This window comes from Bradyrhizobium sp. LA6.1, from assembly GCF_040547805.1.
GTDB lineage: Bacteria > Pseudomonadota > Alphaproteobacteria > Rhizobiales > Xanthobacteraceae > Bradyrhizobium > Bradyrhizobium barranii.
This window is the reverse complement of record NZ_JBEPQK010000023.1, coordinates 93,415-118,923: the sequence shown is the minus strand read 5'-3', so window position 1 is coordinate 118,923 and position 25,509 is coordinate 93,415. Positions and strand designations below refer to the sequence as shown.

The 25,509-nt window shown below is 64.9% G+C and carries 27 protein-coding genes and 1 tRNA gene; 15 read left to right on the top strand and 13 right to left on the bottom strand.

All coding sequences use genetic code 11. From position 1 onward, the window contains the following. Nucleotides 1–4 precede the first annotated feature (4 nt). Nucleotides 5–775, bottom strand: a complete 771-nt coding sequence (locus ABIB99_RS38500; RefSeq protein ID WP_084794943.1) for a thermonuclease family protein — start codon at nt 773–775, stop codon at nt 5–7. Between the two features lie 414 nt (nt 776–1,189). Between ABIB99_RS38500 and ABIB99_RS38495 the strand changes: the two genes are divergently transcribed. From ABIB99_RS38495 to ABIB99_RS38485, 3 genes are all read left to right on the top strand, one after another. Next, nucleotides 1,190–2,398 carry an ABC transporter substrate-binding protein gene (locus tag ABIB99_RS38495; RefSeq protein ID WP_063980652.1) on the top strand — a complete coding sequence of 403 codons (1,209 nt, stop codon included), beginning with the start codon at nt 1,190–1,192 and terminating at the stop codon, nt 2,396–2,398. A 136-nt stretch (nt 2,399–2,534) separates the two neighbouring features. After that, entirely contained in the window at nt 2,535–3,323 is a 789-nt protein-coding gene (locus ABIB99_RS38490) for an enoyl-CoA hydratase (protein WP_038943861.1), read from the top strand. 2 nt (nt 3,324–3,325) lie between these two features. Beyond that, a complete protein-coding gene (locus ABIB99_RS38485; protein WP_354180940.1) occupies nt 3,326–4,078 on the top strand; it encodes a VOC family protein in 753 nt (250 codons plus the stop codon). A 202-nt stretch (nt 4,079–4,280) separates the two neighbouring features. Here ABIB99_RS38485 and ABIB99_RS38480 read toward each other — a convergent pair whose 3' ends face one another. From ABIB99_RS38480 to ABIB99_RS38470, 3 genes are read right to left on the bottom strand one after another with little or no spacing between them, the layout of a single operon-like run. Continuing rightward, entirely contained in the window at nt 4,281–5,093 is an 813-nt protein-coding gene (locus ABIB99_RS38480) for an enoyl-CoA hydratase/isomerase family protein (protein WP_354180920.1), read from the bottom strand. A gap of 41 nt (nt 5,094–5,134) precedes the next feature. Further along, a complete protein-coding gene (locus ABIB99_RS38475; protein ID WP_008133127.1) occupies nt 5,135–6,295 on the bottom strand; it encodes an acyl-CoA dehydrogenase family protein in 1,161 nt (386 codons plus the stop codon). Between the two features lie 18 nt (nt 6,296–6,313). Beyond that, entirely contained in the window at nt 6,314–7,375 is a 1,062-nt protein-coding gene (locus ABIB99_RS38470; protein ID WP_085399171.1) for an acyl-CoA dehydrogenase family protein, read from the bottom strand. A gap of 260 nt (nt 7,376–7,635) precedes the next feature. On the opposite strand from ABIB99_RS38470, the gene ABIB99_RS38465 reads away from it, so the two are divergent. Further along, entirely contained in the window at nt 7,636–8,421 is a 786-nt protein-coding gene (locus ABIB99_RS38465; RefSeq protein WP_038934418.1) for an SDR family NAD(P)-dependent oxidoreductase, read from the top strand. 127 nt (nt 8,422–8,548) lie between these two features. Here the strand turns inward: ABIB99_RS38465 and ABIB99_RS38460 are convergent, their stop codons facing one another. Together ABIB99_RS38460 and ABIB99_RS38455 are read right to left on the bottom strand one after the other, a co-directional pair. Continuing rightward, the gene (locus tag ABIB99_RS38460) at nt 8,549–8,821 is read right to left on the bottom strand and encodes a GlsB/YeaQ/YmgE family stress response membrane protein (protein ID WP_080586664.1); all 273 of its coding nucleotides are present in this window, start codon (nt 8,819–8,821) and stop codon (nt 8,549–8,551) included. A 42-nt stretch (nt 8,822–8,863) separates the two neighbouring features. After that, nucleotides 8,864–9,466, bottom strand: a complete 603-nt coding sequence (locus ABIB99_RS38455; RefSeq protein WP_063980657.1) for a YidB family protein — start codon at nt 9,464–9,466, stop codon at nt 8,864–8,866. Nucleotides 9,467–9,633: 167 nt separating this feature from the next. On the opposite strand from ABIB99_RS38455, the gene ABIB99_RS38450 reads away from it, so the two are divergent. Both ABIB99_RS38450 and ABIB99_RS38445 read left to right on the top strand, forming a co-directional pair. Next, the gene (locus ABIB99_RS38450; RefSeq protein ID WP_354180916.1) at nt 9,634–10,641 is read left to right on the top strand and encodes a 2-dehydropantoate 2-reductase; all 1,008 of its coding nucleotides are present in this window, start codon (nt 9,634–9,636) and stop codon (nt 10,639–10,641) included. A gap of 29 nt (nt 10,642–10,670) precedes the next feature. After that, complete coding sequence (locus ABIB99_RS38445; RefSeq protein WP_354180914.1) at nt 10,671–10,886, top strand: hypothetical protein; 216 nt, start codon at nt 10,671–10,673, stop codon at nt 10,884–10,886. Nucleotides 10,887–10,972: 86 nt separating this feature from the next. On the opposite strand, the gene ABIB99_RS38440 is transcribed toward ABIB99_RS38445, so the two are convergent. Beyond that, nucleotides 10,973–11,608, bottom strand: a complete 636-nt coding sequence (locus ABIB99_RS38440; RefSeq protein ID WP_071908441.1) for a hypothetical protein — start codon at nt 11,606–11,608, stop codon at nt 10,973–10,975. A gap of 208 nt (nt 11,609–11,816) precedes the next feature. Between ABIB99_RS38440 and ABIB99_RS38435 the strand changes: the two genes are divergently transcribed. From ABIB99_RS38435 to ABIB99_RS38415, 5 genes are all read left to right on the top strand, one after another. After that, nucleotides 11,817–12,845, top strand: coding sequence for an alpha/beta hydrolase (locus ABIB99_RS38435; RefSeq protein WP_354180911.1), 1,029 nt, complete (start codon nt 11,817–11,819; stop codon nt 12,843–12,845). A 110-nt stretch (nt 12,846–12,955) separates the two neighbouring features. Continuing rightward, nucleotides 12,956–14,473 carry an AMP-binding protein gene (locus tag ABIB99_RS38430; protein ID WP_354180909.1) on the top strand — a complete coding sequence of 506 codons (1,518 nt, stop codon included), beginning with the start codon at nt 12,956–12,958 and terminating at the stop codon, nt 14,471–14,473. A gap of 23 nt (nt 14,474–14,496) precedes the next feature. Then, nucleotides 14,497–15,135, top strand: coding sequence for an RraA family protein (locus ABIB99_RS38425; protein ID WP_354180907.1), 639 nt, complete (start codon nt 14,497–14,499; stop codon nt 15,133–15,135). Nucleotides 15,136–15,162: 27 nt separating this feature from the next. After that, a complete protein-coding gene (locus ABIB99_RS38420) occupies nt 15,163–15,534 on the top strand; it encodes a dimethylsulfonioproprionate lyase family protein (protein ID WP_028159929.1) in 372 nt (123 codons plus the stop codon). Between the two features lie 47 nt (nt 15,535–15,581). After that, the gene (locus tag ABIB99_RS38415; protein ID WP_354180905.1) at nt 15,582–16,538 is read left to right on the top strand and encodes a tripartite tricarboxylate transporter substrate-binding protein; all 957 of its coding nucleotides are present in this window, start codon (nt 15,582–15,584) and stop codon (nt 16,536–16,538) included. Between the two features lie 57 nt (nt 16,539–16,595). Here the strand turns inward: ABIB99_RS38415 and ABIB99_RS38410 are convergent, their stop codons facing one another. After that, the gene (locus ABIB99_RS38410) at nt 16,596–16,889 is read right to left on the bottom strand and encodes a GYD domain-containing protein (RefSeq protein ID WP_135215901.1); all 294 of its coding nucleotides are present in this window, start codon (nt 16,887–16,889) and stop codon (nt 16,596–16,598) included. Nucleotides 16,890–17,013: 124 nt separating this feature from the next. Continuing rightward, entirely contained in the window at nt 17,014–17,367 is a 354-nt protein-coding gene (locus ABIB99_RS38405; protein ID WP_354180902.1) for a VOC family protein, read from the bottom strand. 142 nt (nt 17,368–17,509) lie between these two features. On the opposite strand from ABIB99_RS38405, the gene ABIB99_RS38400 reads away from it, so the two are divergent. After that, nucleotides 17,510–17,586 (top strand) — tRNA-Arg (locus ABIB99_RS38400). Between the two features lie 231 nt (nt 17,587–17,817). Here the strand turns inward: ABIB99_RS38400 and ABIB99_RS38395 are convergent. Further along, nucleotides 17,818–18,333: a BA14K family protein gene (locus ABIB99_RS38395; protein WP_354180900.1), complete on the bottom strand. Its 516-nt coding sequence runs from the start codon at nt 18,331–18,333 to the stop codon at nt 17,818–17,820. Nucleotides 18,334–18,701: 368 nt separating this feature from the next. Here ABIB99_RS38395 and ABIB99_RS38390 point away from each other — a divergent pair, with 368 nt between their 5' ends. After that, nucleotides 18,702–19,841, top strand: coding sequence for an amidohydrolase/deacetylase family metallohydrolase (locus ABIB99_RS38390; RefSeq protein WP_063980668.1), 1,140 nt, complete (start codon nt 18,702–18,704; stop codon nt 19,839–19,841). A 36-nt stretch (nt 19,842–19,877) separates the two neighbouring features. Here ABIB99_RS38390 and ABIB99_RS38385 read toward each other — a convergent pair whose 3' ends face one another. Beyond that, on the bottom strand, nt 19,878–21,488 hold the full coding sequence (locus ABIB99_RS38385; protein ID WP_354180898.1) for an ABC transporter substrate-binding protein: 1,611 nt from the start codon (nt 21,486–21,488) through the stop codon (nt 19,878–19,880). Nucleotides 21,489–21,686: 198 nt separating this feature from the next. Then, nucleotides 21,687–22,412 carry an alpha/beta fold hydrolase gene (locus tag ABIB99_RS38380; protein WP_135215897.1) on the bottom strand — a complete coding sequence of 242 codons (726 nt, stop codon included), beginning with the start codon at nt 22,410–22,412 and terminating at the stop codon, nt 21,687–21,689. Between the two features lie 158 nt (nt 22,413–22,570). On the opposite strand from ABIB99_RS38380, the gene ABIB99_RS38375 reads away from it, so the two are divergent. Further along, the gene (locus tag ABIB99_RS38375; protein WP_135215896.1) at nt 22,571–23,551 is read left to right on the top strand and encodes a helix-turn-helix domain-containing protein; all 981 of its coding nucleotides are present in this window, start codon (nt 22,571–22,573) and stop codon (nt 23,549–23,551) included. A gap of 6 nt (nt 23,552–23,557) precedes the next feature. On the opposite strand, the gene ABIB99_RS38370 is transcribed toward ABIB99_RS38375, so the two are convergent. Further along, nucleotides 23,558–24,703 (bottom strand): acyl-CoA dehydrogenase family protein, encoded by a 1,146-nt coding sequence (locus ABIB99_RS38370; RefSeq protein ID WP_354118872.1) that lies wholly within the window; start codon nt 24,701–24,703, stop codon nt 23,558–23,560. A 127-nt stretch (nt 24,704–24,830) separates the two neighbouring features. Between ABIB99_RS38370 and ABIB99_RS38365 the strand changes: the two genes are divergently transcribed. Further along, complete coding sequence (locus tag ABIB99_RS38365; protein ID WP_208089160.1) at nt 24,831–25,508, top strand: alpha/beta hydrolase family protein; 678 nt, start codon at nt 24,831–24,833, stop codon at nt 25,506–25,508. Nucleotide 25,509: the final 1 nt, after the last annotated feature.

Below are 25,509 nucleotides of genomic sequence, written 5' to 3'. Positions count from 1 at the left end.
CCTTTTAGGGCCTTACCCCTGTCGGCTCGTTTGCACCCAGCAACTCGACCTGCCCCGCAAGGCGCACATCGATGCGCGGCCCTGAATTCCCCTCGACCCAGCCCCGGACGCGAATCCGTCTATTTTCCAGGGACTTAAGAGTGATCCCGGCGTTTTCGAGCGCGGGTTGCGTACGCTTTGAAATAGTGACGGCAAAGCCGCGTGTCCAGTTTCGTCCGAAGTTGAGGTAGGTCATTGCCCCAGCTTGCCGGACCGACAGGACTTTGCCCTCGACCACCATAAAGCGCCCGATCCCCGCCAAAATATCGTCCGGACTTTCCGCGTTTTTTATGGCCGACGGGTCAGCCCAGTTGCCCTTTTTTTGGCGCCGTGCCTCGGTCTCCGCCGCCATCAGGGCCGCCGCGCAGTCCTTGTCCGCGATCTCGGCGGAGACGAGGGCGTCGCCCTGGGCGAGCAGCGTCGCCTGGATGGGGGCCTCGCTTTCGCCGACGAAGATGAGTGCGCCCTGACGGCCGTAGCGGTCGGGCGTGTCGTCGGTGCCGCGCAGCGTGACGTCGCGTCCGGTGAGCAGCGACGTCAGCGCCTGCTTCGTCGTTGCGGTTGGCTCGATCCCGGCGAGGCGCACCTCGCGGCCGTCGTCGAGACGCACGCCACGCGCATCGACGATTGCGGCGACGCGGCCGTCGCCTTGGGACTCGAACTGGCACGGTGCGGCGAACGCGGTGTGACCGGCGACGAGAGGAAGTGCGAGGATGAGATGAAGCAGTCGCGTCACGGTGCCCGGAAAGGTTGCGTTGTGCTCTAGTTCTAACGCAAACGTGGCGAACCGCGAAGGCTATCGTAGGGTGGGCAAAGCGAAGCGTGCCCACGTCTTTGATTTGTCGCGCGGGCTCGTGGGCACGGCGCGAAGAGCGCGCCTTTGCCCACCCTACGGCAGTTCGCGTGACGCGTCGCCATTGCCTCACACTCGATCAGCGAATTAATGAACTTGCACAGCAATGACGGTGGAAACATTTCGCCGCAACATGCCATTCCGCTTTGCGGAAAACATGTGCGGCAATCATGCGCCCGCAACGCCCTCGCGCTTGCTGCGCACTTGCGCATGCGGCATGATTGCGGCAACAGCTTCAACCAAGAGCAATAACCAAGCCGCCATCAGAGTACGGCGCGATAAGGGAGGTCTTTTTCTATGAAGCATATTTTGTCGGGCATTTTTGCCGCAGCGTTTGCGCTGAGTGCGAGCGCCGCCGCGCAGGCCCAGGACAAGCCGCCGCTGAAGATCGGCGGCATCCTCGACATGTCGAGCCTCTATGCCGACATCACCGGCCCCGGCAGCGAGACCGCGGCCAAGATGGCCGTCGAAGATTTTGGCGGCGAGGTGCTGGGACGCAAGATCCAGGTGCTGGCGGCCGACCATCTCAACAAGGCTGACCTGTCCGCCAACATCGCCCGCGACATGCTCGACAACCAGGGCGTCGAGATGATCTACGACGTCGCGGCCTCGGCCACTGCACTCGCCGCCGGCGAGATCGCGAAAGCGCGCAACAAGATCATCATGTTCAACGGCCCGGGCTCGATCCGTCTCACCAACGAGGCCTGCGGTCCCTACACCATCCACTACGTGTTCGACACTTACGGCCAGGCCAACGTGACCGGTCTTGCCGCCGTGAAGTCCGGCCTCGACAGCTGGTTCTTCCTCACCGCCGACTACGCCTTCGGCCAGGACCTGGAGAAGGACACCAGCGCCGTCGTCACCAAGACCGGCGGCAAGGTGCTCGGAGCCGTGCGCCATCCGCTCAACACCTCGGATTTTTCGTCGTTCCTGCTCCAGGCGCAAGCGTCCAAGGCCAAGGTGATTGGCCTTGCCAACGCCGGCGGCGATACCGTCAACGCCATCAAGCAGGCGGCCGAGTTCGGCATCACCAAGGGCGGCCAGAAGGTCTCGCCGCTGCTCGCCTTCGTCTCCGACATCGATTCGATCGGGCTGGAGACCGCGCAGGGCCTGCTGCTCGCCGAAGCCTTCTACTGGGACCTCAACGACGACACGCGCGCGTTCTCGAAGCGATTCATGGAGCGCACCAAGCGCGTACCGACCTCGGCGCAGGCCGGCGTCTATTCGTCGGTCACGCATTACCTGAAGGCTGTGAAGGCGGCGGGCACGACCGACTCGGCCGCGGTCATCAAGGTGATGAAAGAGACACCGATCAACGACTTCTTCGCCAAGAACGGCAAGATCCGCGAGGACGGCCGCATGATCCACGACATGTACCTGTTCGAGGTCAAGAAGCCGTCGGAGTCCAAGGGCCGCTGGGACGACTACAAGCTGCTCGCCACCGTGTCCGGCAACGAGGCGTTCCAGTCGCTGGAGCAGTCGCGCTGCCCCCTGGTGAAGAAATAGAGATCGTCATTGCGAGCGAAGCGAAGCAATCCAGAGATGTTTCCGCAGAGACGGTCTGGATTGCTTCGTCGCTTCGCTCCTCGCAATGACGGGTGTGGCTGAGGCCCGAGCAAAACAACAACAAGGGAGACGTCCCATGAACGACATGGTCCTGCAAAAGCTCGAAGGCGGGCTGCTCACCATCACGATGAATCGCCCGGAGCGGAAGAACGCGCTCAACCCCGACATGGTCGCGGGGCTGGTCGAGGCCGCGCGGCGCGCGGCCGACGATCCCGAGGTGCGCGCGGTGCTGTTCAAAGGCGCAGGCGGCTCGTTCTGCGTCGGCGGGGACGTCAAGTCGATGGCGGCAGGCCGTGCGCCGCTGCCGTTCGAAGTGAAAATGGCGAACCTGCGCCGCGGCATGGAAGTGTCGCGCATCCTGCACCAGATGCCAAAGCCCGTGGTGGCGCAGCTCGACGGCGCGGCAGCCGGCGCCGGCCTTTCGATGGCGCTGTCCTGCGACCTGCGCATCGCCAGCGAATCCTGCAAGATCACGACCGCCTTCGCCAAGGTCGGCTTCTCCGGCGACTATGGCGGCACCTATTTCCTGACGCAGCTGCTCGGCAGCGCGCGGGCGCGCGAGCTCTATCTGATGTCGCCGGTGCTCACGGCGAAGGAGGCGCATGCGATCGGGATGGTGACGAAAGTCGTTCCCGACGCCGAGATCGATGCCGCCGCGCACGAGCTCGCGCTGTCGCTGGCGCAGGGGCCATCGATCGCGCTCGGCTTCATCAAGCGCAACATCAACAACGCCGAGCATCTGGCGCTGGAGGATTGCTTCGACGGCGAGGCGATCCATCACACCCGTTGCAGCGACACCGAGGATCACAAGGAAGCCGCGAAGGCCTTTGTCGAGAAGCGCAAGCCGACCTTCAAGGGCGCATGACGATGGCGCCCTATATGCGGCTCCGGCAGATCTGCCTCGTCGCGCCGCAGCTCGCGCCTGTGGTCTCCGACATCGCCGGGATCATGGGCCTCGACGTCTGCTACCGCGATGGCAATGTCGCCAAATACGGCCTGGAGAACGCACTGCTCCCGGTCGACACGATCCTGCTGGAGGTGGTTGCGCCGTTCAAGGGCGGCACCACCGCCGGCCGCTTCATCGAGAAGACCGGCGGCCGCGGCGGCTATATGGCGATCTTCTGCTGCAACGATCCGGACGAACGCGGCCGCAACGCCAATGCGATGGGCGTGCGCACCGCCAACGTGATCGACCACGCGCCCTATCACGGCGTGCAGCTCCACCCCCGCGACTGCCGCGCCGCCTTCATCGAATTCAACCATACCAAAGGCAGCGACGATATTCTGGGGCCGTACCCGCCCGCAGGGCCGGACTGGCAAAAGTTCATCCGCAAGGATGTGACGCAGGCGCTGACGGGCGTGGAGATGCGGAGCCCGGATCCTCAGGGGCTCGCGGAACATTGGGGGAAGATCATCGGGGTCGTACCGAGTGGCGGCGCCGAATTGAAACTGCCCAATGCCACCTTCCATTTCGTGAAGGGCGCCAGCGAGATCATGAGCGCGCTGGAGTTTCAGGTGGCGGATGCCGCAAGCGTGCTGCATGCCGCGAAGGCGAAGGGACTCGCGGTTGCGGGGAACGAGTTTCTGCTCGGCGGGGTGACGTTCCGGCTTGCGGCGTGAGCCGTTGCCACACATACCGCCGTCGTCCCGGCCAAGCGAGGCGCAGATCCGGGACCCATAACCACAGGGAGTGGTTTGGCGAAGACTCGTGTTGACCAGCTTCGCGCCACAACTCCTCCCTGTGGTTATGGGTCCCTGCTTTCGCAGGGACGACAGGAAGGTTGTGGCAACGCCAAAGTAATACGGCGAGACGCCGCAGCGATCACCTTCCCCTAAAATTCGCCGCGCGGCGCTCTTCGGTGGCCTTGACGCCTTCCTTGAAGTCTTCCGTCGCGCGCAAGCGCGTCTGCTCGGCGAGCTCGTGATTGGTCGCGGCCATCACGCGGTCGGCGAGGTTGGCGCGCATCGTGGCGCGGGTGGCGAGGAGGCCGAGCGGCGAGCATTCGGCGATCTCGGCGGCGAGCATCATCGCGCCGGCCTTCACCTGGTCCTGCGGCACCAGCTCGTTGGCGAGGCCCCACTTCACTGCCTCCTCGCCGGTGACGCGGCGGCTGGTGTAGAACATCAGCTCAGCGTTGTTCTTGCCGATCAGCTCGGGCAGCGTCACGGTCAGGCCGAAGCCGGGATGGAAACCGAGCTTCGTGAAATTGGCGGAGAAGCGCGCTTCCGGGCAGGTGACGCGGAAGTCGGCCGACACTGCGAGACCGAGGCCACCGCCGATGGCTGCGCCCTGGACGGCCGCGACGATCGGCTTCTTGGCGCGGAAGATACGCACGGCCTGGATGTAGAGATGGTTGATCGGGCCGAGGTTGTCGGCTGGGTCGCCCTTCTTCTCGGCCTCGCGCGCTTCCTGCGCCTGCCGCGCCGGATCGCCAAAATTGGCGCCGGCACAGAATGCCTTGCCTTGTGCCGACAGCACGGATGCGCGGATCTCGATGTCGCGATCGAACTCGTCGAGTGCATCCGCGATCTGGTTGATCAGCGAGATGTCGAAGAAGTTCAGCGGCGGGCGGCGGATCTCGATGGTGCCGACGTGGCCAACTTTTTCGACGCCGATATCTTTATAGGTGCTCATGACGATCCTCGATTGAATTAGCGCAAACCAAGTCCGCGCGACTAGCGCAGGCCAAGTCCGCGCGCGATGATGCCGCGCAGCACCTCGGTGGTGCCGCCCTGGATGGTGAGTTTCGGTGCGGTCTTGATGGCGAAGTCGAGTTGCCGCTCCAGCGTCTCGCGGTTGGTGGCTGTCTCCTCGACGAAGGCGGCGAGATCGCGCACGCGGTGCGGAAGCTGTTGCTCCCAGACCGTGCCGATGTCCTTGACGATGGAGGCCTCCACCACCGGCTCCTTGCCGGCCTGCAGCATGCCCGCAACCGAGACCGACATGCGCCGCATGGTGTGGAGCTGCGCCACGAGACGGCCGATGCCTTCGGCGCTGCGGGTATCCGGGTTGGGGCCGACCGCGCGCACCAGCTCGGTCAGTACGTAATAGGTCTCCAGAAAACGCTCGGGGCCGGAACGCTCATAGGCGAGCTCGCTCGTCGCCTGCTTCCAGGCGCCGTCGACTTCGCCGAGCACGTGATCATCGGGCACGAAGAAGTCGGTGAAGACGACCTCGTTGAACTCGTACTGGCCGGTGATCTGGCCGATCGGGTTCACCTGGATGCCCGGCTGCTTCATCTTGACCAGAAACTGCGTCAGGCCGTGACGGCGGTTTTCCTTGGTCGGCTGCGAGGTCCGGAAGATCGCGATCATGTAGTCGGCAATGTGCGCCGACGAGGTCCAGATCTTGGTGCCGTTGATGAGGTAGCCGCCGTCGGTCTTGGTCGCGCGCGTCTTCGCCGCGAACAGGTCGGAGCCGGAATTCGGCTCGCTCATGCCGATCGCAAAGCAGATCTCGCCGCGGCAGATGCGCGGCAGGATATCCATCTTGATATGCTCGGGCGCGTATTTGATCAGCACCGGGCCGCTCTGGCGGTCGGCGACGAAGAAACGCCGCGTCGGCGCGTTGGCGACGCGCATTTCCTCGGTCACCACGTAACGCTCGAGGAAGGAGCGCTCCTGGCCGCCATATTTCTTCGGCCAGGTCATGCCCAGCCAGCCCTTGGCGCCGACCCGGCGGGAGAATTCCGGCGCGTCGGTGTCCTCGCGGTTGGGCTTGTGCGGATCGAAGGTGCCGGCCGCGATTTCCTCGGCGAGGAAGGCGCGCACTTCCTTGCGCAATTGCTCGCACTTCTCGGGCAGGCGGATCGGATCGAAACGAAGGGCAGCGGTCATTGTTGTCTCGTCCCCTGATCAGCGCGAAGCCACGAGCGGCCACAATTCGTCGGCGCCGCGGTTTGCCACCAGCTTGCCGAGCTCGACGGCCCAGTGACTCTCAGAACCGAAATCGTCGCGCCAGGCCAGCGCCCGCAGCGAAAAGCGGTGCAGGATGTGCTCGCTGGTGAAGCCGATGGCGCCGTGCACCTGATGCGCGATGGCGCCGCCTTTCTCCGCGGCTTCCGCGCAGCGGATCTTTGCCGAGGCAGCCTCGAGATAGACCTCGTCGTCAAACGATTTTGCGTTCGCGATGGCATCGGCTGCCGACGTCGCGGCCGCAAGCGCCGCGGCGGATTCGCCGGCGAGACGGGCGAGGTTGTGCTGCACGGCCTGAAACTTCGAGATCTTCTTCTCGAACGCGACGCGCTCGTTGGAATAGCGCACGGAGATGTCGAGCATCGCTTCCAGCGCGCCCGCGATCTGAAGGCTGCGCGCGACGCCGCCCATCAGCATGAGCGTGGTCTGGTCAAAGCCCTTCGCGGGCTTGACGGTGACAGGCTGGACCTTGTCGAGCGTCACGGTATCGCTGTGGTCGTAGCCGACATTGAGTCCGGATTCGATCCGGCCCTTGCTCGCATCGACCAAGGCAATCGAGATCCCATCCTTGCCGTGCGCCAGCACCGCAAAGTGCTTCGCCGCCTTGGCAAAGGGCACGCCGCGGGCGCGGCCGGAGAGCGCGCCGTCGGCATCGAGCGTGATGCGGTCCTTCGGCGAGGCCGGCAGCACCGTCATCTCACCTTCCGGTGAGGCGATTTTCGCCTGCGCAAGCAGCCAGCCCGCCAGCATGGTCTCGGCCAGGGGAACCGCGACTGCGAAGCGGCCGGCGGCGTTCAGCAGCGCAAAACCGTCGGCAAGGCTGGCGCCGGAGCCGCCGAGATCGTCAGGCACCCAGGACAATGGCAAGCCGGCTTCGCTCAGCGCCTGCCACAGCGGCGCCTGCCACGAACCCTTCTTGTCGTTGTTGATGGTCTGCGGATCGGCGAGATCGGCGAAGATTTTCTCCGCGGTCTCGACGACGATATTGTCACTCTCCGCCACAGCGTTCCCCGTGTTTTGCCATTGGCGCGTTCCGTCCGGTCGGCGCGGCGCGCGGTCTCTTCTTGCGCCCGATGATCCGAAAAAGCCATGGCCCTGACAAGCGTTGACCGCAGGCCCATCTGCGGCTCCGGCATGGGCGCAAGAGCTGCTATGGACTAATTCCGCTTAGCGGAGTTTGCTCGATTTGCAGGGCGCGGCAAACTCGCTAAACAGGGCCAGCTGCTTAAGGCTTGCATTCAATCAAGGGGAAGGAAATCCGGATGGCAAAAGATGGCTTGTGCGCAATCGTGACGGGGTCCGCATCCGGACTTGGTGCAGCGACTGCGGAAATTCTCGCGCGGAGCGGGGCGCGGCTCGTCATCAACTATTCCTCGAGCCAGAAGGAAGCCGAGGCCACGGCCGAACTCTGCCGCAAGGCGGGGGCGGCGGAAGTGCTGGTCGCGCAGGGCGACGTCTCGCGCGACGAGGATTGCCGCAAGATCGTCGCGGCAGCCAGCGGCTGGGGCCGGCTCGACGTGCTCGTCAACAATGCCGGCATCACCAAGCATGTTGCGCATGCCGATCTCGATGGATTGTCGGCTGAAGATTTCCAGCGCTTGTACGGCGTCAACACGATCGGCCCGTTCCAGATGGTGCGCGCGGCGCGCAGCCTGCTCGAGGCCGGCGCGAAGGCTTCGGAGCGGCCGTCCGCCGTGGTCAACGTGTCCTCGGTTGCCGGCATCAGCGGCGTCGGCTCGTCGATCGCCTATGCCGCGAGCAAGGGCGCGCTCAACACGATGACGTTGTCGCTGTCGCGTGCACTGGCGCCGCTGATCCGCGTCAACACGGTGTGCCCCGGCTATATCGACACGCCCTGGTTCACCAAGGGCCGCGGCGAGGCCGGCGCCAAGCAGGTGCGCGACAGCGTGGTGGCGAAGGTGCCGCTGAAGGTCGCTTCATCCGCCAATGACATCGCGCAGCTCGTCTGCTTCCTGGCAACGCCGGCGTCGAGCAACATGACCGGCGAGGTCGTGCGGATGGATGCGGGGATGCATCTGATAACTTAATTCGTCATTGCGAGCGAAGCGAAGCAATCCAGAGAGCGTCCGCGCGGACAGTCTGGATTGCTTCGTCGCAAGGGCTCCTCGCAATGACGGAGTGCGAGGGCGGCGTCGTGCCCGACGTCCCGCACCGCTACCCTTTGATCACGCCGCTCGCGACCAGCCGGTGCCAGATGAACAGCACCACCACCGCGCCGATCGTGGCCATGATGAAGCCGGCGCCCTGGTCGGGGCTATAGTGCCCGATCGCCTGTCCGATGAAGGTCGCAAGAAACGCACCGGCGATGCCGAGGATGGTGGTGAGGATAAAGCCGCTCGGGTTGTTCGGTCCCGGCGCCAGCCAGCGCGCGATGAGGCCGGCGATGAAGCCGACGACGATGATCCACAACAGGCCGCCCATGCTCATGTCAGTGCTCCCCTTCCCGAGAATGCGTAGATCAAGGTTCGATTAAAGCCTGCCCGAGAGCTCGTTCTCGGTCGGCAGCCGTCCGTCCGGCGTCAGGTGGTCGATCACCTGTGGCAGATACTGGCTGAGGCCGGAGAGCAGCTCGTCGCGCGACAGGCCGCTCTGGGCGGACAGGCTTTGGATCTGGTCGGCGCCGAGCGCGCTGGCGAGATCGCCGGGCGCGATCGCCTTGTTCTCGCCCTTGCCGACCCAGGTGCTCGCGGTCTCGCCGTGGCCGCCCTGCTGGAGCTGGTTGAGGAGATCGCCGAGACCGCCGCTCAGCACGCTGCCGGCGGCGCCGCCCGCGAGCAGGCCGCCGAGGCCGCCCTTGAGCAGATCGCTTAGGCCGCCGCTACCACCGGGGCCGCCGGGAACAGCGCTGCTGCCCGTATTGACAGGCGTCGGAGGCGGCAGCGGCGAGCGCTGCTGCGGCGCCGGCGCCGCGTCGGGCTGGCCTGCCGTCAGATGCTTGAAGGCCTTCCAGGCGATCAGGCCGAGCAGCGCCATGGTCATTGGCGACATGCCGCCGGAGGATTGCTCAGAGCTGGGCGTGCTCGGGCCGCGGGGGCCGTTCTGCATGCCGTTGAGGACGTCGAGTAGACCCATGGTGCTCTCCTTTGGCGTTCTCGTCGGCGAGTTCTCGCCGGTGACAGCCCCCGGGGCAAAAACATATGAGGCTCTCATGACGGTTACAAGGCGAATGCACCGCAACCAATGGGCAGCCGGCGTTGCCTCTGCTATCGAGGGCGGGTCATTCAAGGGAGCAAGGTCAGGTGGTTGCGGATCGACCGATCGTGGTGGCCGGCGCGGGCGCCATCGGCTGTTTCGTCGGAGGCCAGCTGGCGGCCGGAGGGCGCCGCGTCGCGCTGCTGGTCAGGCCGCGGGTCAAAACCGAGATCGAGCGGTTCGGCCTGCGGCTGACCGATTTCGACGGCTCCGAGCAGAAGCTCGGCGCAGGCCAGCTCGCGCTGTCGGAGGATCCCGCGATCTTCCACAACGCCGGCATCGTGCTGGTCACGGTGAAGAGCGCCGACACCGCCGATGTCGCGGACCAGATTGCCCGGCACGCGCCGCAGGACGCCGTGATCGTCTCCCTGCAAAACGGCGTCGGCAATGTCGCGGTTCTGCGCGAGCGGCTCGGCGGCCGGCGCGTGCTCGCCGGCATGGTGCCGTTCAACGTGATCGCGATGGGCGAGGGACGCTTCCACCGCTCGACGTCCGGCGACATCCATGTCGGCGCGGATGAGGCGAATACGGCCGCAGCGCTGTCGGTGCCCGGCCTCGCCATGCGCGCAAGCCGCGACATCACCGGCGTGCAATGGGGCAAGCTGATCATCAACTTGAACAATGCGCTCAGCGCGCTGTCCGACATGCCGCTCGCCGCGCAACTGGCGAACCGCAGCTGGCGAAGACTGTTCGCCGATCAGATGGCCGAAGGCGTGACTGCGATGAAGGCCGCCGGCATCGCGCCGGTCTCGGCGACGCCGATCCCGCTGAGGTGGACGCCGACCCTGCTGAGGCTGCCTGATGTGATCTTCAATGCGATCCTGGGGCGCACGATGAAGATCGATCCCGAGGCGCGCTCCTCGATGTGGCAGGACCTGAAGCAGGGCCGCAAGACCGAGATCGACTATCTCCAGGGCGCAGTCATCGCGCTCGCCGAGCAGAACAACGTCGACGTGCCGCTGATGCGCCGTATTGTTGCGCTGATCAAGCAGGCCGAGACGGCAGGCAATGGTCCGCCGCGGCTGACGCCGCAGCAGATCCGCGGGGCGGCCTGAGTGCGAGCCGGGCGGCGGGAGGAGCAACGATGACGCGTTGTCTGATGATTGGGCTCGCGCTGGCCGCGCTCTGCGCCGCGTCGACGCTCGCCTACGCAAGGCCGCCAACGGTCGTGAGCTCGCCCGGCTATGACAGGCGGTTGCAGGAGAGCAGGTCGCAGTTGGGCAATTCGCCGACGACAACAGAGCCCATGCGTGCACCGGTGGTCAAACCGAAGCGCAGCAAGAAGAAGCAGCCGAACTGACGCCACACTCCCGCTGTCGTCCCGGACAAGCGCTTCGCTTCGCTGCGCTTGTCCGGGACGACAGCGGAGTTTGCTGCGCGAGGAGCTTACCCCTTCTTCGCCGGCTTGCTTGGCGCCGGGGTGAACAGCTTCTTCAGATCGCTCAAGCTTTCCGATAGCCGCGGCCATTCGCAGGAGAACGAGCCCTTGGTGCAGGGCGCGCCCTTCGGTCGCGGGCTCACGGACTGCTGCACCTTCGGCCGCTCGACCGGGACAGGCACGCGCGCGACCGGGACGGACACGCGCTCGACCTCGGTTCGCAGTGCGACCTGCTGCTGCCGCGCTTGTTCCTGCTGCTCGCGCTGCTGACGCGCGGCGGCTTGAGCGGCTTCATTGCTGCGGCGCTGATTGGCGAGGTAGGAGGTGTAGGATTCGTCGATCTTCTTCTGCTCCTCCGGCGTCGGATTGGGGCCTGCGATGTCGAAGGTACGGTCCTGGAGGAAATCGTAATAGGAATAGCCGCCGCCTGGCTTGCGGCGGCCGGCGAACTTGGCGTTGCAATCGGCAAGCGCAGCCGTCTTCTCGGTCTTGTTCGCGGCCTTCTCGGCGGCGTCGGCGCATTCCTCGAAATCGACGGGCGCGCGCTTCCACCATTGGGCGTGGGCATGCACCGGCGTCAGCAGAAAAAATCCTGCTGCGGCAACGACAAGCGCCGCACGACGCGATGCAACTACGTCCGACATTCTACGAGAGCATTCCTTGCAAAACTCAACCCGAACTGAGTCGGGTCCGATTTTTGCCCCTTTATCGCCGGCTTGTCACCCGTGGAACTCGGGAATTTCATGACTGCAATGCTGACATTTTTTGCTTGACGTGGCGCGGGAGTCACAGCCGCGCGGCACATGATCGGCTTAGACTTTATTGGTTTGAATTCGAAGGGGAATATCCGTCATGAGAGCGTTGGCCCGTCTCGCCGCAATCACATTGGCGTTCATTTCCAGCCATGCGTTCGCAGCGGACGAGGAAGCGCCCAACCGCAAGCCGGTGAGGGCGATCGCCGACGCGCGGCTCTCGGTCGGCGGCCAGGGAATGCTGCCGCTCTATCTCTCCAGCGACTGGTCGCTGCCGCTGCCGGCGATCTCGCGCGCCATCATCGTGCTGCACGGACGCCTGCGCAATGCCGACGAATATTACATGTCGGCCCATACTGCGCAGGTTGCGGCGGGCGATGACGGCAAGAGCGCGCTGATGATCGTCCCGCAGTTCCTGGCGGAGATCGACATCGACGCGCACAGGCTGCCCGCGGATACGCTGCGCTGGTCGCTGGAGGGATGGGAGGGCGGCGACGCTGCGCTGGCGCCGAATCCGGTATCATCCTTCGATGCGCTCGATGCGATCCTCGTAAAACTCTCGGACCGGCGCATCTTTCCGAATCTGAAGCAGGTCGTCGTCGCCGGCCATTCCGGCGGTGGCCAGGTCGCGCAACGCTATGCCATCGCCGGCAAAGGCGAGGCGGCGCTGTCGCGCCAGCATATCGATGTCCGCTACGTCGTCGCCAATCCCTCCTCCTACGCTTATTTCAGCAACACGCGGCCCGTGCCGGCGATCGCCGCATCCTGCCCGGGCTACAACAACTGGAAATACGGCATGGACGGGCGTCCGCCCTATCTTGCGAACGCAACGCCGGTCGCGCTGGAGCAGCGCTATGTCGAGCGCGAGGTGATCTATCTGCTCGGCACGCTCGACACCAATCCGAAGCATCCCGCGCTGGACAAGAGCTGCATGGCCGAGGCGCAAGGTCCCACGCGCTACGCCCGCGGCCACGCCTATGCGGATGCGATGGCCAAGCGCGACCGCGGCACGCCCAATCACCGGGTCTGGGACGTCGCCGGGGTCGGCCACGACGGCGACAAGATGCTGACCTCGAAATGCGGCCTCGCGGCGCTGTTCGATATTCCGGGCTGCGGGGCCGAGCGCTGATGCGGACGTCTTGAAGCCAGATCCCTTGAAGGCTTGGCTCCGGCTGTTACACTTCGTCTCGCGACGCCTCATCCTGAGACGACGCCAAGAAGACGAAGTGGAAACACCTGATGCTGCTGCCCCTGTCCGACGTGCCTCGCTGGTACGCTCAACGCAAACCGCAAGGCACGATCGCCGTCCGCCACGGGCAGGATACGCTGACATGGGACGAGCTCGAACGCGGCGCCAATCGGCGCGCGCGAGCGTTCATGGCCAAGGGCGTCAAGCCCGGCGACTTTGTCGCAATCGGCTTGCCTAACGGCAACGCGTTCTTCGAGACCTCGTTTGCGGTCTGGAAGTGCGGAGCGACGCCGACGTCACTGTCGTGGCGGCTGCCGCGCGGCGAAGCCGCCGCGGTGCTCGACATCCTGAAGCCCGCGCTGGTGGTCGGCGGCGAGGCCGACTGGAACGCGCCGAACCGCCTGCCGGCGGATTTCGTGCCGGAAGGTTTTTCGGACGAGCCGCTCGATCCGCCGGTGGCTCGCTACTGGAAAGCCATGACCAGCGGCGGCTCGACCGGCCGGCCGAAAGTGATCCTCGATCATCAGCCGGCCGTGACCGACACCGTCGCCGCGCCGCCGCTCAACATTCCATTCGGGGTTTCGCTGCTCAATCCCGGTCCGCTCTACCACAATGCGCCGTTCATCGTGTCGCACTACGCGCTGTTCACCGGCGGCCAGCTTACCGGCCTCGTCAAGTTCGACGCCGAGGAGACGCTGCGGCAGATCGCGCGCGAGCGCGTGCAATGGGTCAATTTCGTGCCGACCATGATGCACCGAATCTGGGCGCTGCCGGAGAACGTGCGGAACTCTTACGACATGTCGAGCCTTCAGACCGTCTTCCACATGGCGGCTCCGATGCCGCCCTGGCTGAAGGAGAACTGGATCGCCTGGCTCGGCCCTGAGCGCGTCTGGGAGCTCTATGGCGGCACCGAGCGCCAGGGCTCGTGCATCATATCAGGCACGGAATGGCTGACGCACAAGGGCTCGGTCGGCAGGATCGGCGAGATGGCGCGCTTGCGCATCGTCGGCGAGGACGGCAACGACGTCGCGCCCGGCGAGACCGGCGAGATCTATTTCCTCAACAATGACGGCAAGGACGCCACCTATCACTATCTCGGTGCCGAGCCGAAGCGCCGCGCGGACGGCTGGGAGTCGCTCGGCGACATCGGCCGGCTGGACGCCGAAGGCTATCTCTATCTCGGCGACCGTCTCGCCGACATGGTGCTGCGCGGCGGCGCCAACATCTATCCGGCCGAGGTCGAGGCCGCGGTCTCCGAATGCCCCGGCGTGCGCTCCTGCGTGGTGGTGGGATTGCCCGATCCGGAATTGGGCCAGCGCGTGCACGCCATCATCGAGCCGGAGCCGGACGCGGACAGCCGGGCCATCGCCGACGACATGGCGGACTTCTTGAAAGACAGGCTGAGCCGCTACAAGCACCCCGAGAGCTTCGACATCGTCAGCGCCCCGCCGCGCGATGATTCCGGAAAAGTTCGCCGCACCCTGTTGCGCGACGAGCGCGCGGCGTGGATGAAGGAAGGGCGCGCCTTCCGGATTCGGCCGGCCAAGGCGCGGGCGCACGCCGAATAAGAAGAATACAGAAGGATTGAGACATGACGATCACCATCGCAGCGAACAGCGTGCCGAAGCCGCCGGCCGAGATCATCGAGGGTTTTCGCGGCGCGCCGACTTCAGTCATTTCAGACAATCTCGCCCGGTTGCCGGGCGCGGTCGGGCTGAAGCCCTATCATCGCGGCGCCAAGCTGGTCGGGACGGCCTTCACCGTGCGCACCCGTCCCGGCGACAATCTCGCCATCCACCGCGCACTTGAACTGGTCGGTCCCGGCGACGTCATCGTGGTCGATGGCGGCGGCGACGAGAGCCGCGCACTGGTCGGCGAGATCATGAAGAACATCGCGCAGTGGCGCAAAGCCGAAGGCTATGTCATCGACGGCGCGATCCGCGATGTCGCGGCCTTCGCCGCTGACGACTTTCCCTGCTACGCCCGCGCGGTGATCCATCGCGGCCCCTACAAGAACGGCCCCGGCGAAATCAACGTGCCCGTGACGATCGGCGGCAGCGTGATCTCGCCCGGCGACATCGTGGTCGGCGATGAGGACGGCGTGGTGTCGTTCCCCGCCGCCGGAGCCGCGGCGCTGCTGGAAGCCGTCCGCGCCCAGGTCGCGCGTGAGGAGGAGACCATGAAGGCGATCCGCGAGGGCCGCTACCAGGGCTCCTATGGCAAATCCTGATCGGATCAGAATGAAGGGGAGGGCGGCTTGAGCCAGAAGGACGAATTTCACAACATCGACGATCCCAGCGACGGGCTGTTTCGCGAGCTCGCGGCGGGGGTGACCACGCGCATCTTCTCCGGCGAGCAGGCGATGCTGTCGGTGGTGACGCTGGCCCCGCATGCGCAAGGTACGCTGCATCATCATCCCGAGGAGCAATGGGGCGTGCTGCTCGACGGCTCCGCCATCCGCGTCCAGGGTGATGAGGAAATTCCGGTGAAGAAGGGCGATTTCTGGCGCACGCCCGGCAATGTGCCGCACACGATGCGCGCCGGCCCCGATGGGGCCCGCGTGCTGGACATTTTCAGTCCACCACGGCCAGAATACAAAAAAGCGGGATCGGGCTTCGGCACGACTTAAGCGCCAAAGAGCAAAAAGCCAGGCGCAAAACCAAAGGGGAGGGGACCATGACGATCACACGACGCACGCTGCTGGCAGCGCCCGCTATTCTCGCAATCGCGCCAGCGGTGGCGCAGGCCGGCAAGATTACGCTGGTGGTGCCGTTTCCGCCGGGCGGATCGACCGACGCGATGGCGCGGCTGTTGCAGGCCAATCTGCAGACAAAGCTCAACCGCATCGTCGTGGTCGAGAACAAGTCGGGCGCGGCGGGCGCGCTCGGCGCGGCGCAGGTTGCCAAGAGCCCGCCGGACGGCGCGACGTTCCTGGTCACCTTCGATTCCCACGCGGTGATCCCGTCCATCCTCGACAAGCCGCCGGTCGATGTCGAGCGTGAGCTGTTGCCGGTACTGCTTGTGGGCACCGCGCCCTACGTGATCGCCGCCGGCGCCGGCCGTCCCTACAAGAGCTTTGCCGACGTGGTCGCCGCCTGCAAGGCGACGCCCGGCGCGGTGAAATATGCCTCCGTCGGCATCGGCACGCTCGGCCATCTCGCCATGACCGTGCTCGGCACCAAGGCCGGCGTCGAGATCATGCACGTGCCCTATCGCGGCGGCGGCCCTGCGATGAACGACGTGCTCGGCGGCCATGTCGATCTGATCGCGGGGTCGGCGGCGCTGGTCTCGGCTCAGCTCGGCACCAACATGCTGCGGCCGATCCTGCAACTCGGCCGCGAGCGCCTGCCGGCGTTGCCGGATACGCCGACCGCGATCGAGGCGGGCTTTCCGGACTTCGAGACGCTCGCCTGGTGGGGCATCTTCGCGCCCGCGGGCACGCCGCCCGACATCGTCTCGGCCATGGCGACGGCGTCCAAGGAGATCCTGAGCGAGCCCGCGACCGCTGCCCAGCTCAAGGAGACCCAGCAGATGACGCTGCTGCTCCAGGACGGCGCCGCCTTCAAGAGCTTCTTCGACAAGCAGGTCGCCTATTGGGGCAAGGTGGTGCGCGAGAACAATATCAAGGCATGAGAGGCCTGTTCCCGGGATTGCCATCCCAGGTCCAGTGCGTTCGCTCGGGCTTAAGCGTCAGAGCATCTTGCCGACGATCTTTGTCATATCTGCCGCCGAAAACGCGCGCAGCGTTTCGGTGCGGACATTGCCGAGTGCGCTGAGACTAAGGCTGAGCGACATCGCGGCAGCCTCATCTGGAGCCTCGAGAACGGTTACAACGTCATATCGTCCCTGCGTCCAGACGATCTCTTTCACGGTCACGCCGAACGTTTTGGCCATCTCCTTGAAGGCGTCGGCCCGCTTCGGCGAGTCCTTGACGTTGCGGACTCCCTGATCAGTGAAGTTCGCCAGCACGACATAGGTTACCATGGTCGTCCTCCCTGGTTAGAACCCAGATACAATTCTCGCTTGAGGCAACCGCGTCGAGCTTGCCACGGCGGCTGAGACAGCGCTACTTGCGCGTTGCGAACGTCAGCGGATGTGACTTATGCGGTCAGGACAACGGTCGCGCGAAACTGAGCTCATGGCCGTCGGGGTCGGTGAGATGGAAGTAGCGCTCACCCCATTCCGCATTGCGCGGCGTGGTCGACGGCTGCCATCCGGCGGCGCGTGCGCGCTCGTAGGTCCCGTCGACATCGGCGACGTAGAAGATGATGCGGCCCCACCAGGACCAGCGCTTGTCGTCCGGCTGCGCCGTCAGGTTGAGATAGCCGGTGCCGGCGCGAAAGCTCGTGAATGCGGCGGTTTCGCCGCCATACAGGAGCTCGAACCCCAGCGACCGGTAGAAGTGCACGGAGCGCCTCATGTCATGCGTGCCGAGCGTGATGGCGCTGATGCTTTCGATCATGTGAGCTGCTCCGCCGAGAGGGGCCTGGAAGCGATTGTATAGCCGCCCCGTTCAGGTTGACGATGGTCTGGCCCGCCTGACGGCTGGCGAACCGCATTTTGCTCTGCTATGACGGGATCGAACCCGTACCAGCGGGTTCCGCGGTCCCGTAGCTCAGCCGGATAGAGCGGCGGTTTCCTAAACCGTAGGTCGCATGTTCGAGTCATGCCGGGATCGCCAGCTTTTCGATGGCTTAGCTTGATGCCGCCAGGGGCGGAGCGTTGTGGTTTCGTAACGCCACGCATCATGAGCTGATTGATCAGGAGCCTCCTAAAGACATTCGTCACAACCATATTGCTCTGGGGAGACTGGCAACAGCAACGCGCCGGCAATTCGGGCCGTGCGTCGTCAGCGATCTCAGGGACTCCCGAAGTGCCGGCGAGCACGGCTCGAAGACATCACCACATCGAGCTATGGGCAGGGGTGTCGCTTGCCATCGTAGCCGAGATACGTTCCCGAAGCCGGGTCGTACGACCGATATTTTTGTTCGCAATAGGACGAGCCATCAGCGGAGTCGTCGTAATCGCCGTAGTAGCCGTCGTCGTAGCCGCCATAGTAAGGCCAGCCCGAATAGGCGCCCAGCGCTAAGGCGCCGCCAAGGCCAAGACCCCCGCCGTAAGCAAATGCGTGGCGGTAGCGATGCCGGAATCCGGCATGATGGAATTGACCGCCATGGAAGCCGGCGCCGGCCGCGACGGGACGTGGCGCATGGAAGCCGCCGGCGGCCCGGAAGTGACCAACTCCGCCGTGGAAGCCTCCGCCGCCTCCGAAGTGCCCACCACCGTGAAATCCGCCGCCGCCTCCGAAATGTCCGCCACCGCCCCCATGTCCACCGCCCCCATGTCCGCCGCTGCGCGCAGAGGCGGCCGCTCCCGGCGCCAAGGTTGCGCAAAGAGCGATCACGCCAAGCAATTTCAGTCGTTCCATCGTTTTTTCTCCAGCTACATGATGTCGGCCACGTCTCGACCTTTGCCGGACACTCATTGGCCCGAGACCTGCCGACGACTCCATGTTTGCCGGATGCGCGCTCGCCGTCTTTTCAATAGGCCGCGGATGTTTCAGCTTCGCACGTGAAGCCGGAATCCGAGCGAACAGGCCGCTGATATTGTTGACCTGAGAGCGGTTTCGTAAAACATGGGTTGAAAGTTCGAGTCGTCCCGGGATCGCCATTTTGTCATGGGCAATCGTCGCAGTTTGCCACGCTCGTCGGCGCAAAATTTGCTAGAAGCGAAAGACGTCCTTCCTGGCCTTGCCGACGTGCCGGCCACGCCTCGCTACCCCATCCGGAGACAACAATGCCTTTCGACTTGATCCTGCGCGGCGGCCGTGTGGTCGACCCGTCCCAGAAGCTCGATGCCGTGACGGACATCGCCTTTGCCGGCGGCAAGGTCGCCGCCGTCGGGACCGGGCTCAAGGCCGATCCGGGCACCGATGTGCGCGACGTCTCGCGTTACATCGTGACGCCGGGGTTGATCGATCTGCACACCCATGTCTATTGGGGCGGCACCTCGCTCGGCATCGATGCCGAGGAATTCTGCCGCCTCTCCGGCGTCACCACTGCGGTCGATACCGGCAGTGCCGGTCCCGGCAATTTCGCGGGCTTCCGCAAGCATGTGATCGAGCCGAGCCAGGTCCGCATCCTCGCCTATCTGCACGTCTCGCATGCCGGCATCTTCGGCTTCTCGCACCGGATCATGGTCGGCGAGAGCGAGGAGTTGCGGCTGATGAACCCGATCGAGGCGGCCAAGGTGGCCGATGCCAACCGCGACCTCATCGTCGGCATCAAGGTGCGCGTGGGGCTGCACTCCTCGGGCACGTCGGGGATCGTGCCGCTCGACATCGCGCTCGAGGTCGCGAACGAGGTCGGCATGCCGCTGATGGCGCATATCGACCATCCGCCGCCGAGCTACGAGGAGGTGCTGGGCCGCCTGCGTCCGGGCGACGTGCTGACCCATGCGTTCCGCCCCTTCCCCAACACGCCGGCGACCGCGCAAGGCACAGTGAAGAGGGCGGTGCTGGACGCGCGCGAGCGCGGCGTGCTGTTCGATATCGGCCACGGCAAGGGCTCGTTCGCCTTCAAGACCGCGCGCGCGATGCTCGCCAACGGCTTCTATCCCGACACGATCTCTTCCGACATCCATCAGCTCTGCATCGACGGCCCGGCGTTCGACCAGGTCACGACCATGTCGAAATTCCTGTGCATGGGCATGGAGCTGTCGGACGTCGTCGCCGCCTCGACGGTGAACGCGGCCATGGCGCTGCGGCGTCCCGAGCTCGGCAGCCTCAAGCCCGGTAGCGTCGGCGACGCCACGCTTGTTACGGTCAGGCAGGGCCAGTTCGACTATGAGGACGTCGTCGGCGAGCATCTGATCGGCGATCGCAAGATCGTCTCCGAGGGCGTCGTGATCGGCGGCCGCTGGTGGCATCCGAATTAGGGCTTTGCCTCTTCCCGTGAGAACGGGGAGAGGAAGCTACTCGTTCTTGTCCACATTCCAGAACATCGGCGTCGCCGGGCCGTCGATCACGCCGGTGAGCGATTTGCGCCAGGCGCTCGGCGCCTGGAACTGGCCGAGCGGGACGTAGATCACCTGGTCGTAGGCTTCCTTCTGCACCTCAAGCGCGATCTTCTTGCGCTCCTCGGGCGAGGTCGCGCGGGCAAAGGAATCGCGCAACTCCTCGAGCTTGGGGTCCTCGGACCAGCCGTACCAGCCGCCACTCGTGCCCTTGCCGACCATCGGGACGTTGACCAGCGGGTTCAATGAGTCGGCGGCGCCCTGGTAGGTAAAGAACATGCTCCAGCCACCTTCCTTCGGCGGCTTCTGGATTGCCCGGCGGGTGACCACGGTCTGCCAGTCCATCGCCTGCAGATCGATCTTGAAGCCGGCGTCGCGCAACAGCTGTGCGACCACGACCGGCTGCGCCTTCAGCAGGATCTGATCGGTCGGCGCCAGGATCACCACGGGCGTGCCGTCATAACCGGCCTCGGCCAACGCCTTCCTGGCGTCCGCCATGCCGTTGCCCTTGATCAGAGTCTCGCCGCCGGCGTCGCTGGCGAGCGGCGTGTCGCAGATGAAGAACGCGCCGCACAGCTTGTAGTATTTGGGATTGCCAATTTGCGCGTCGAGCACGTCCTTCTGGTTGATCGCCAGCATCGCGGCGCGGCGGATCTTCACATTGTCGAATGGCGGATGCAGGAAGTTCATCCGGCCGAACGACTGGAAGCCGAACTTGTTCAGGATGGATACGTTGATGTCCGGATTGGACTCGAGCGCGGGCAGCATGTCGAACGGCGGCGTCTCAACGAAATCGACATCGCCTGACTGCAGTGCGTTGAGCGCGGTCTGCGCGTCCGGCATCGTGATCCACTCGACCCGGTCGACCTTGGCCACCTTGCCGCCCGAGGTCCATTCGGCCGGCTCCTTGCGCGGCACATAGTCGGTGTTCTTTTCGTAGACGGCCTTCACGCCGGGCTGGAATTCGGCCGCGACGAATTTGAATGGGCCGGAGCCGATTTGCTCGGGAATCTGCTTGGTGATCGGGGTCTCCGCAAGCCGCTTGGGCATCATGAAGGCGCAGACCGACGATGGCTTGGCGATCGTCTCCAGCACCAGGCCATAGGGCTCCTTCAGCTTGAAGACGATTGTTTTGGTGTCCGCGGCTTCGATACCGGCCGTGAAGTCCATCAGCTTGCGCGCCATGCCGTCGACGCTCGTACCCCAGCGCTTCAGGGAGGCCACGCAATCCTCGGCCGTCACCGGTGCGCCGTCATGCCACTTCAGGCCGTCGCGCAAGGTGAAAGTGTAGGTCAGCTTGTCCGCGGACACCGTCCAGTCGGCCATCTGCGGCTGCACCTTGAAGCTGGAATCGATGCCGAGCAGCGTATCGTAGACCATGTAGCCATGGTCGCGGGTGATGATGGCTGTCGTGAAGCCAGGGTCGGTGACGCGAAGGTCCGATTGCATCACCGCGCTCAGGGTCTTCTTTCCGGTCGCGGCAGATACAACCGACGTCCAGGCCAGAGGAAGTGCCGATGGCGCAACAGCCGCAAGCTGAAGCAGTTTCCGTCGCGAGACGTGAACCATTCGCTTCTCCTGACTTGACGCAAAACGAAACCAGATGGCGGTTGCCGAACACGGGCAGCGTATGGCGGGGAGCCACACGTGACAAGCAGGGGTTGCTTCTACCGATCTGGATTCGTTAGCGGACAAGCAAGGGCTGTGCCGCCGAAGCCGGCGGTAGGAGCAATCGTCGAAAGTCGTCGCGCTCTTGACGGACGCGCGTCAGTCGCGCCCCGCCTCCATGATCGCCTTGGCCAGCCGCGCCGGATCGGAGAAGCACAGCTCGTGGCTTCCCGGCACCTGCACCAGACGGAACAGGCCGAGCTTCTCCGAGAGCCGCGGATGCCAGGGATGGCTGTGCGGCATCGCGACGTCCTCGGTGCAGTTGATATAGGACTTTGCCAGCGGCATCTCCGCCGGATTGGTCTTGAGCGCGATCTTGTCGGTAAATGTCGCGAACGGATGCGGGTTGAGCACGTCATAGGCGCGCTGCGCGGTCTCGAGATCGGCATCGTTGATGAAGGCTTCGCGCCAGATCGGGAAGGGCAACACCACAGAGCTGTCGCCGCGTTCGGCCGCGATGGCATCGAACAGCCCGATAAAGTGCGGCGGCACCATGTCGTTGAGGCATTCGCCGTTGTTGGGCACGAAGGCATTCCAATACACCAGGCGGCGAATGCGCTCCGGCGCGAGGTCGGCGACGCCGGTGATGATCATGCCGCCATATGAATGGCCGAGCAGGACGATGTCCTTCAGATTGTTTTCGGCGAGATAGTCGGCGATCGACTGGATCGCGTCCTTCAGCCCGGTCGTCTTGGCATCGCCGGGGCGATTGCCCTTGATTGTCGGCGTATAGACCTTGTGGCCGGCGGCGCGGATCGGGGCCGCGACGGGTTCGAACTCGGCACCGGTGTGCCAGGCGCCATGGACGAGAACGTAGGTCGACATGTTGTAGCTGCTCCCGAGGGTGTGGTTAGATCGGCATGACGTGGGTCCTTTGCGGCGCTCGCGAGGCGCGGCGGACAATTCTTGTTGTGCGAAGTGTGAACCGGCCGGCCATTTTCCGCTTGGCTGGCGCTGAACCGGATTGGTCTCGGAGCGAACTGATGGAGCAGGTCAACCCCGTAAGCCGGCCGCGGCACGTCATCTGGAACACCGCAGTGACCCCGCCGGACGAGCAGTTTTCCTATTACCGCGAGGCGATCTGCCAGGCATTCATGAACCTGACGCCGGAATCGGCCACGACGTCGCGCTTCCCGGCCAAGGTGGAGACGATCGGGCTCGGCGCCGGCGCAATCAACCGGGTGATGTTTCCCGAGCATACCGTCAATCGCTCGCGCGCCGATATCGCAGCATCGACCGAGAGCTGCTTCTATCTCAATTTCAAGCTCGCCGGGCGCTGCCGCATGCTCCAGGGCGACAGCGAGGTCAGCTTGTCGCGCGGCCAGGTCGGCATCGTCGACAGCGACCGCGTGGTGACGCTGCTGCACGATCGCGGTCCGATGCTGGAGGTCGCTTCGTTCTGGGTGCCGTCGCGCGCCCTGCGCGACCGGCTGCCGCCGTCGTTCGATTTCAGGGCCGAGCGCGTCTCCGACGATCCCCATGTCGGTCACCTCATCGTCGAGACCGCGCGCTCCCTCAACGCCGGCGCATTGCGGATGGCGGAAGAGGACAGCATTCGGCTGTTCGACGTGTTGCTCGATCTCGTTGCGCTCAGCCTGTCGCGCCGCTCGCGGGCGCAGACGGCGGAGGCCGCCGGCTTTGCGGACGCGACCGTGCTGGCGCTGCGCCGCGCCATTCACGAGCGGCTGCGCGAGCCTGGGTTGACGGTGGCGAATGTCGCGCGCGCGATCGGCATCAGCGAGCGCTACGTGCACAAGCTGTTCGAGCGCGTGGGCACCACATTCTCGGGCTACGTGATGGATCGCAGATTGGACGGCGCGGCACGGGACCTGAGCGATCCTGCGAAAGTGGACCAGGCAATTGGCTCAATCGCCTTCGACTGGGGCTTCTCCGATCTCTCCCACTTCACCCGTCGTTTCAAGCAGCGCTTCGGCTGCCGCCCACGCGATTGGCGTGCGCGATGAACAGAGCTACAGCGACCTCGCGATCAGCAGCTTCATGATCTCGTTGGTGCCGCCATAAATTTTCTGGATGCGGGAATCGATGAAGATGCGCGAGATCGGGTATTCCTGCATGTAGCCGTAGCCGCCGAACAGCTGGAGGCATTCGTCGGCGGTCTGGACCTGCTTGTCCGAGCACCAGTATTTCGCCATCGACGCCGTGACGGTGTCGAGATCCCCGGCGACGAGGCGCTCGATGCACCAGTCGACGAAGACGCGCGCGATCATCGCTTCGGTCTTGCGCTCGGCGAGCGTGAAGGCGGTGTTCTGGAAGTCCATCAGCGGCTTGCCGAACGCTTTCCGTTCCTTGGTGTACTCGGTGGTGAGCTTGACCGCGCGCTCCATCGAGGCGACCGCGCCAACCGCAAGCGCGAGGCGCTCCTGCGGCAATTGCTGCATCAGCTGCACAAAACCCTGGCCTTCCTCCTTGCCGAGCAGGTTCTCCGGCGGCACCGTGACGTTGTCGAAGAACAGTTCTGACGTGTCGGAGGCGTGCAGGCCGATCTTGTCGAGGTTGCGCCCGCGCTTGTAACCGTCGGCGCCCGCGGTCTCGACCACGATCAGCGAAATGCCTTTTGCACCTGCTTCACCCGTGCGTGCCACGACGACGACGAGATCGGCAGCCTGGCCGTTGGTAATAAAAGTCTTCTGCCCGTTGATGACGTAGGAATTGCCCTGTTTTTTCGCGGTGGTCTTGACGGCCTGCAGGTCCGAGCCGGTGCCGGGCTCGGTCATGGCGATGGCACCGACCATCTCGCCGGAAGCCATCTTCGGCAGCCAGCGCTTCCTCTGCTCCTCCGAGCCATAATTGAGGATGTAGTGCGCGACGATGGCACTGTGCACGGAGACGCCGGTCGTAAGCTCCGGCACCGTGCTCTCGAGGTCGTCGAGCACGGCGGCGTCATAGGCGAAGGTGGCGCCGAGGCCGCCATATTCCTCCGGCACGCTGGCCAGCAGGGCGCCCATCTCGCCGAGCCCGCGCCAGGCGAAGCGGTCGACCATCTTCTGCTCGCGCCATTTCTCGGCATGCGGTGCCAGATCCTTGGCCAGATATTTCCGGAACTGGTCGCGGAAGATTTCGAGCTCTTCGGTCATCCAGGAGGAGCGGTAGGACATGGTCACCTCGGTCAATGCGGCTTTCCGGCTTGGTAGGCTGGTCGGCGGCGGCAATTATTGTGTTTTCAGGCTGCGCCGGTGACGCTACCAAGGCGGCCGGAAAACGCGTCTGTCGGGATGGCTGATTGTGGCGACCAAAACTCAAGAGCTCAAGCTCGACATCGAGCGCATCGGCACGGTCTCCGCGATCCTGGTGCAGCCGGCCAATGCGCGCGCCTGCTACGTCCTTGCGCACGGCGCCGGTGCAGGGATGCGGCATGCATCGATGGACAAGATTGCGGAGGGGCTCGCCGATCGTGGCATCGCGACGTTCCGCTTCAATTTTCCCTACATGGAAAACAAGCAGGGCCGTCCTGACCAGCCGGCGGTCGCCCACGCCACCATCCGCGCGGCAGTCGCGGACGCAGCGCGGCTCTGCCCCGGTCTGAAGCTTGTCGCCGGCGGAAAATCCTTCGGCGGGCGCATGACCTCGCAGGCGCAGTCCAAGGCGCCGCTGCCTGACGTCAAAGGGCTCGCCTTCCTCGGCTTTCCCCTGCACGCCGACAAGAAGCCGTCGACGGAGCGCGCCGAGCACCTGGCCCATGTCGAGATCCCGATGCTGTTCCTGCAAGGCACGCGCGACGGGCTTGCCGATCTCGGCCTCCTCAAGCCCGTGATTGCGCAGCTCGGCCCGAAGGCGACGCTGCACGAGGTCGCCGGCGGCGATCATTCCTTCGCGGTGCTGAAGAAGTCCGGCCGGACGAATGAAGAGGCGCTTGCAGAGGTGCTCGACACGCTCACGGCCTGGATCGATGAGCTCGCTTAAG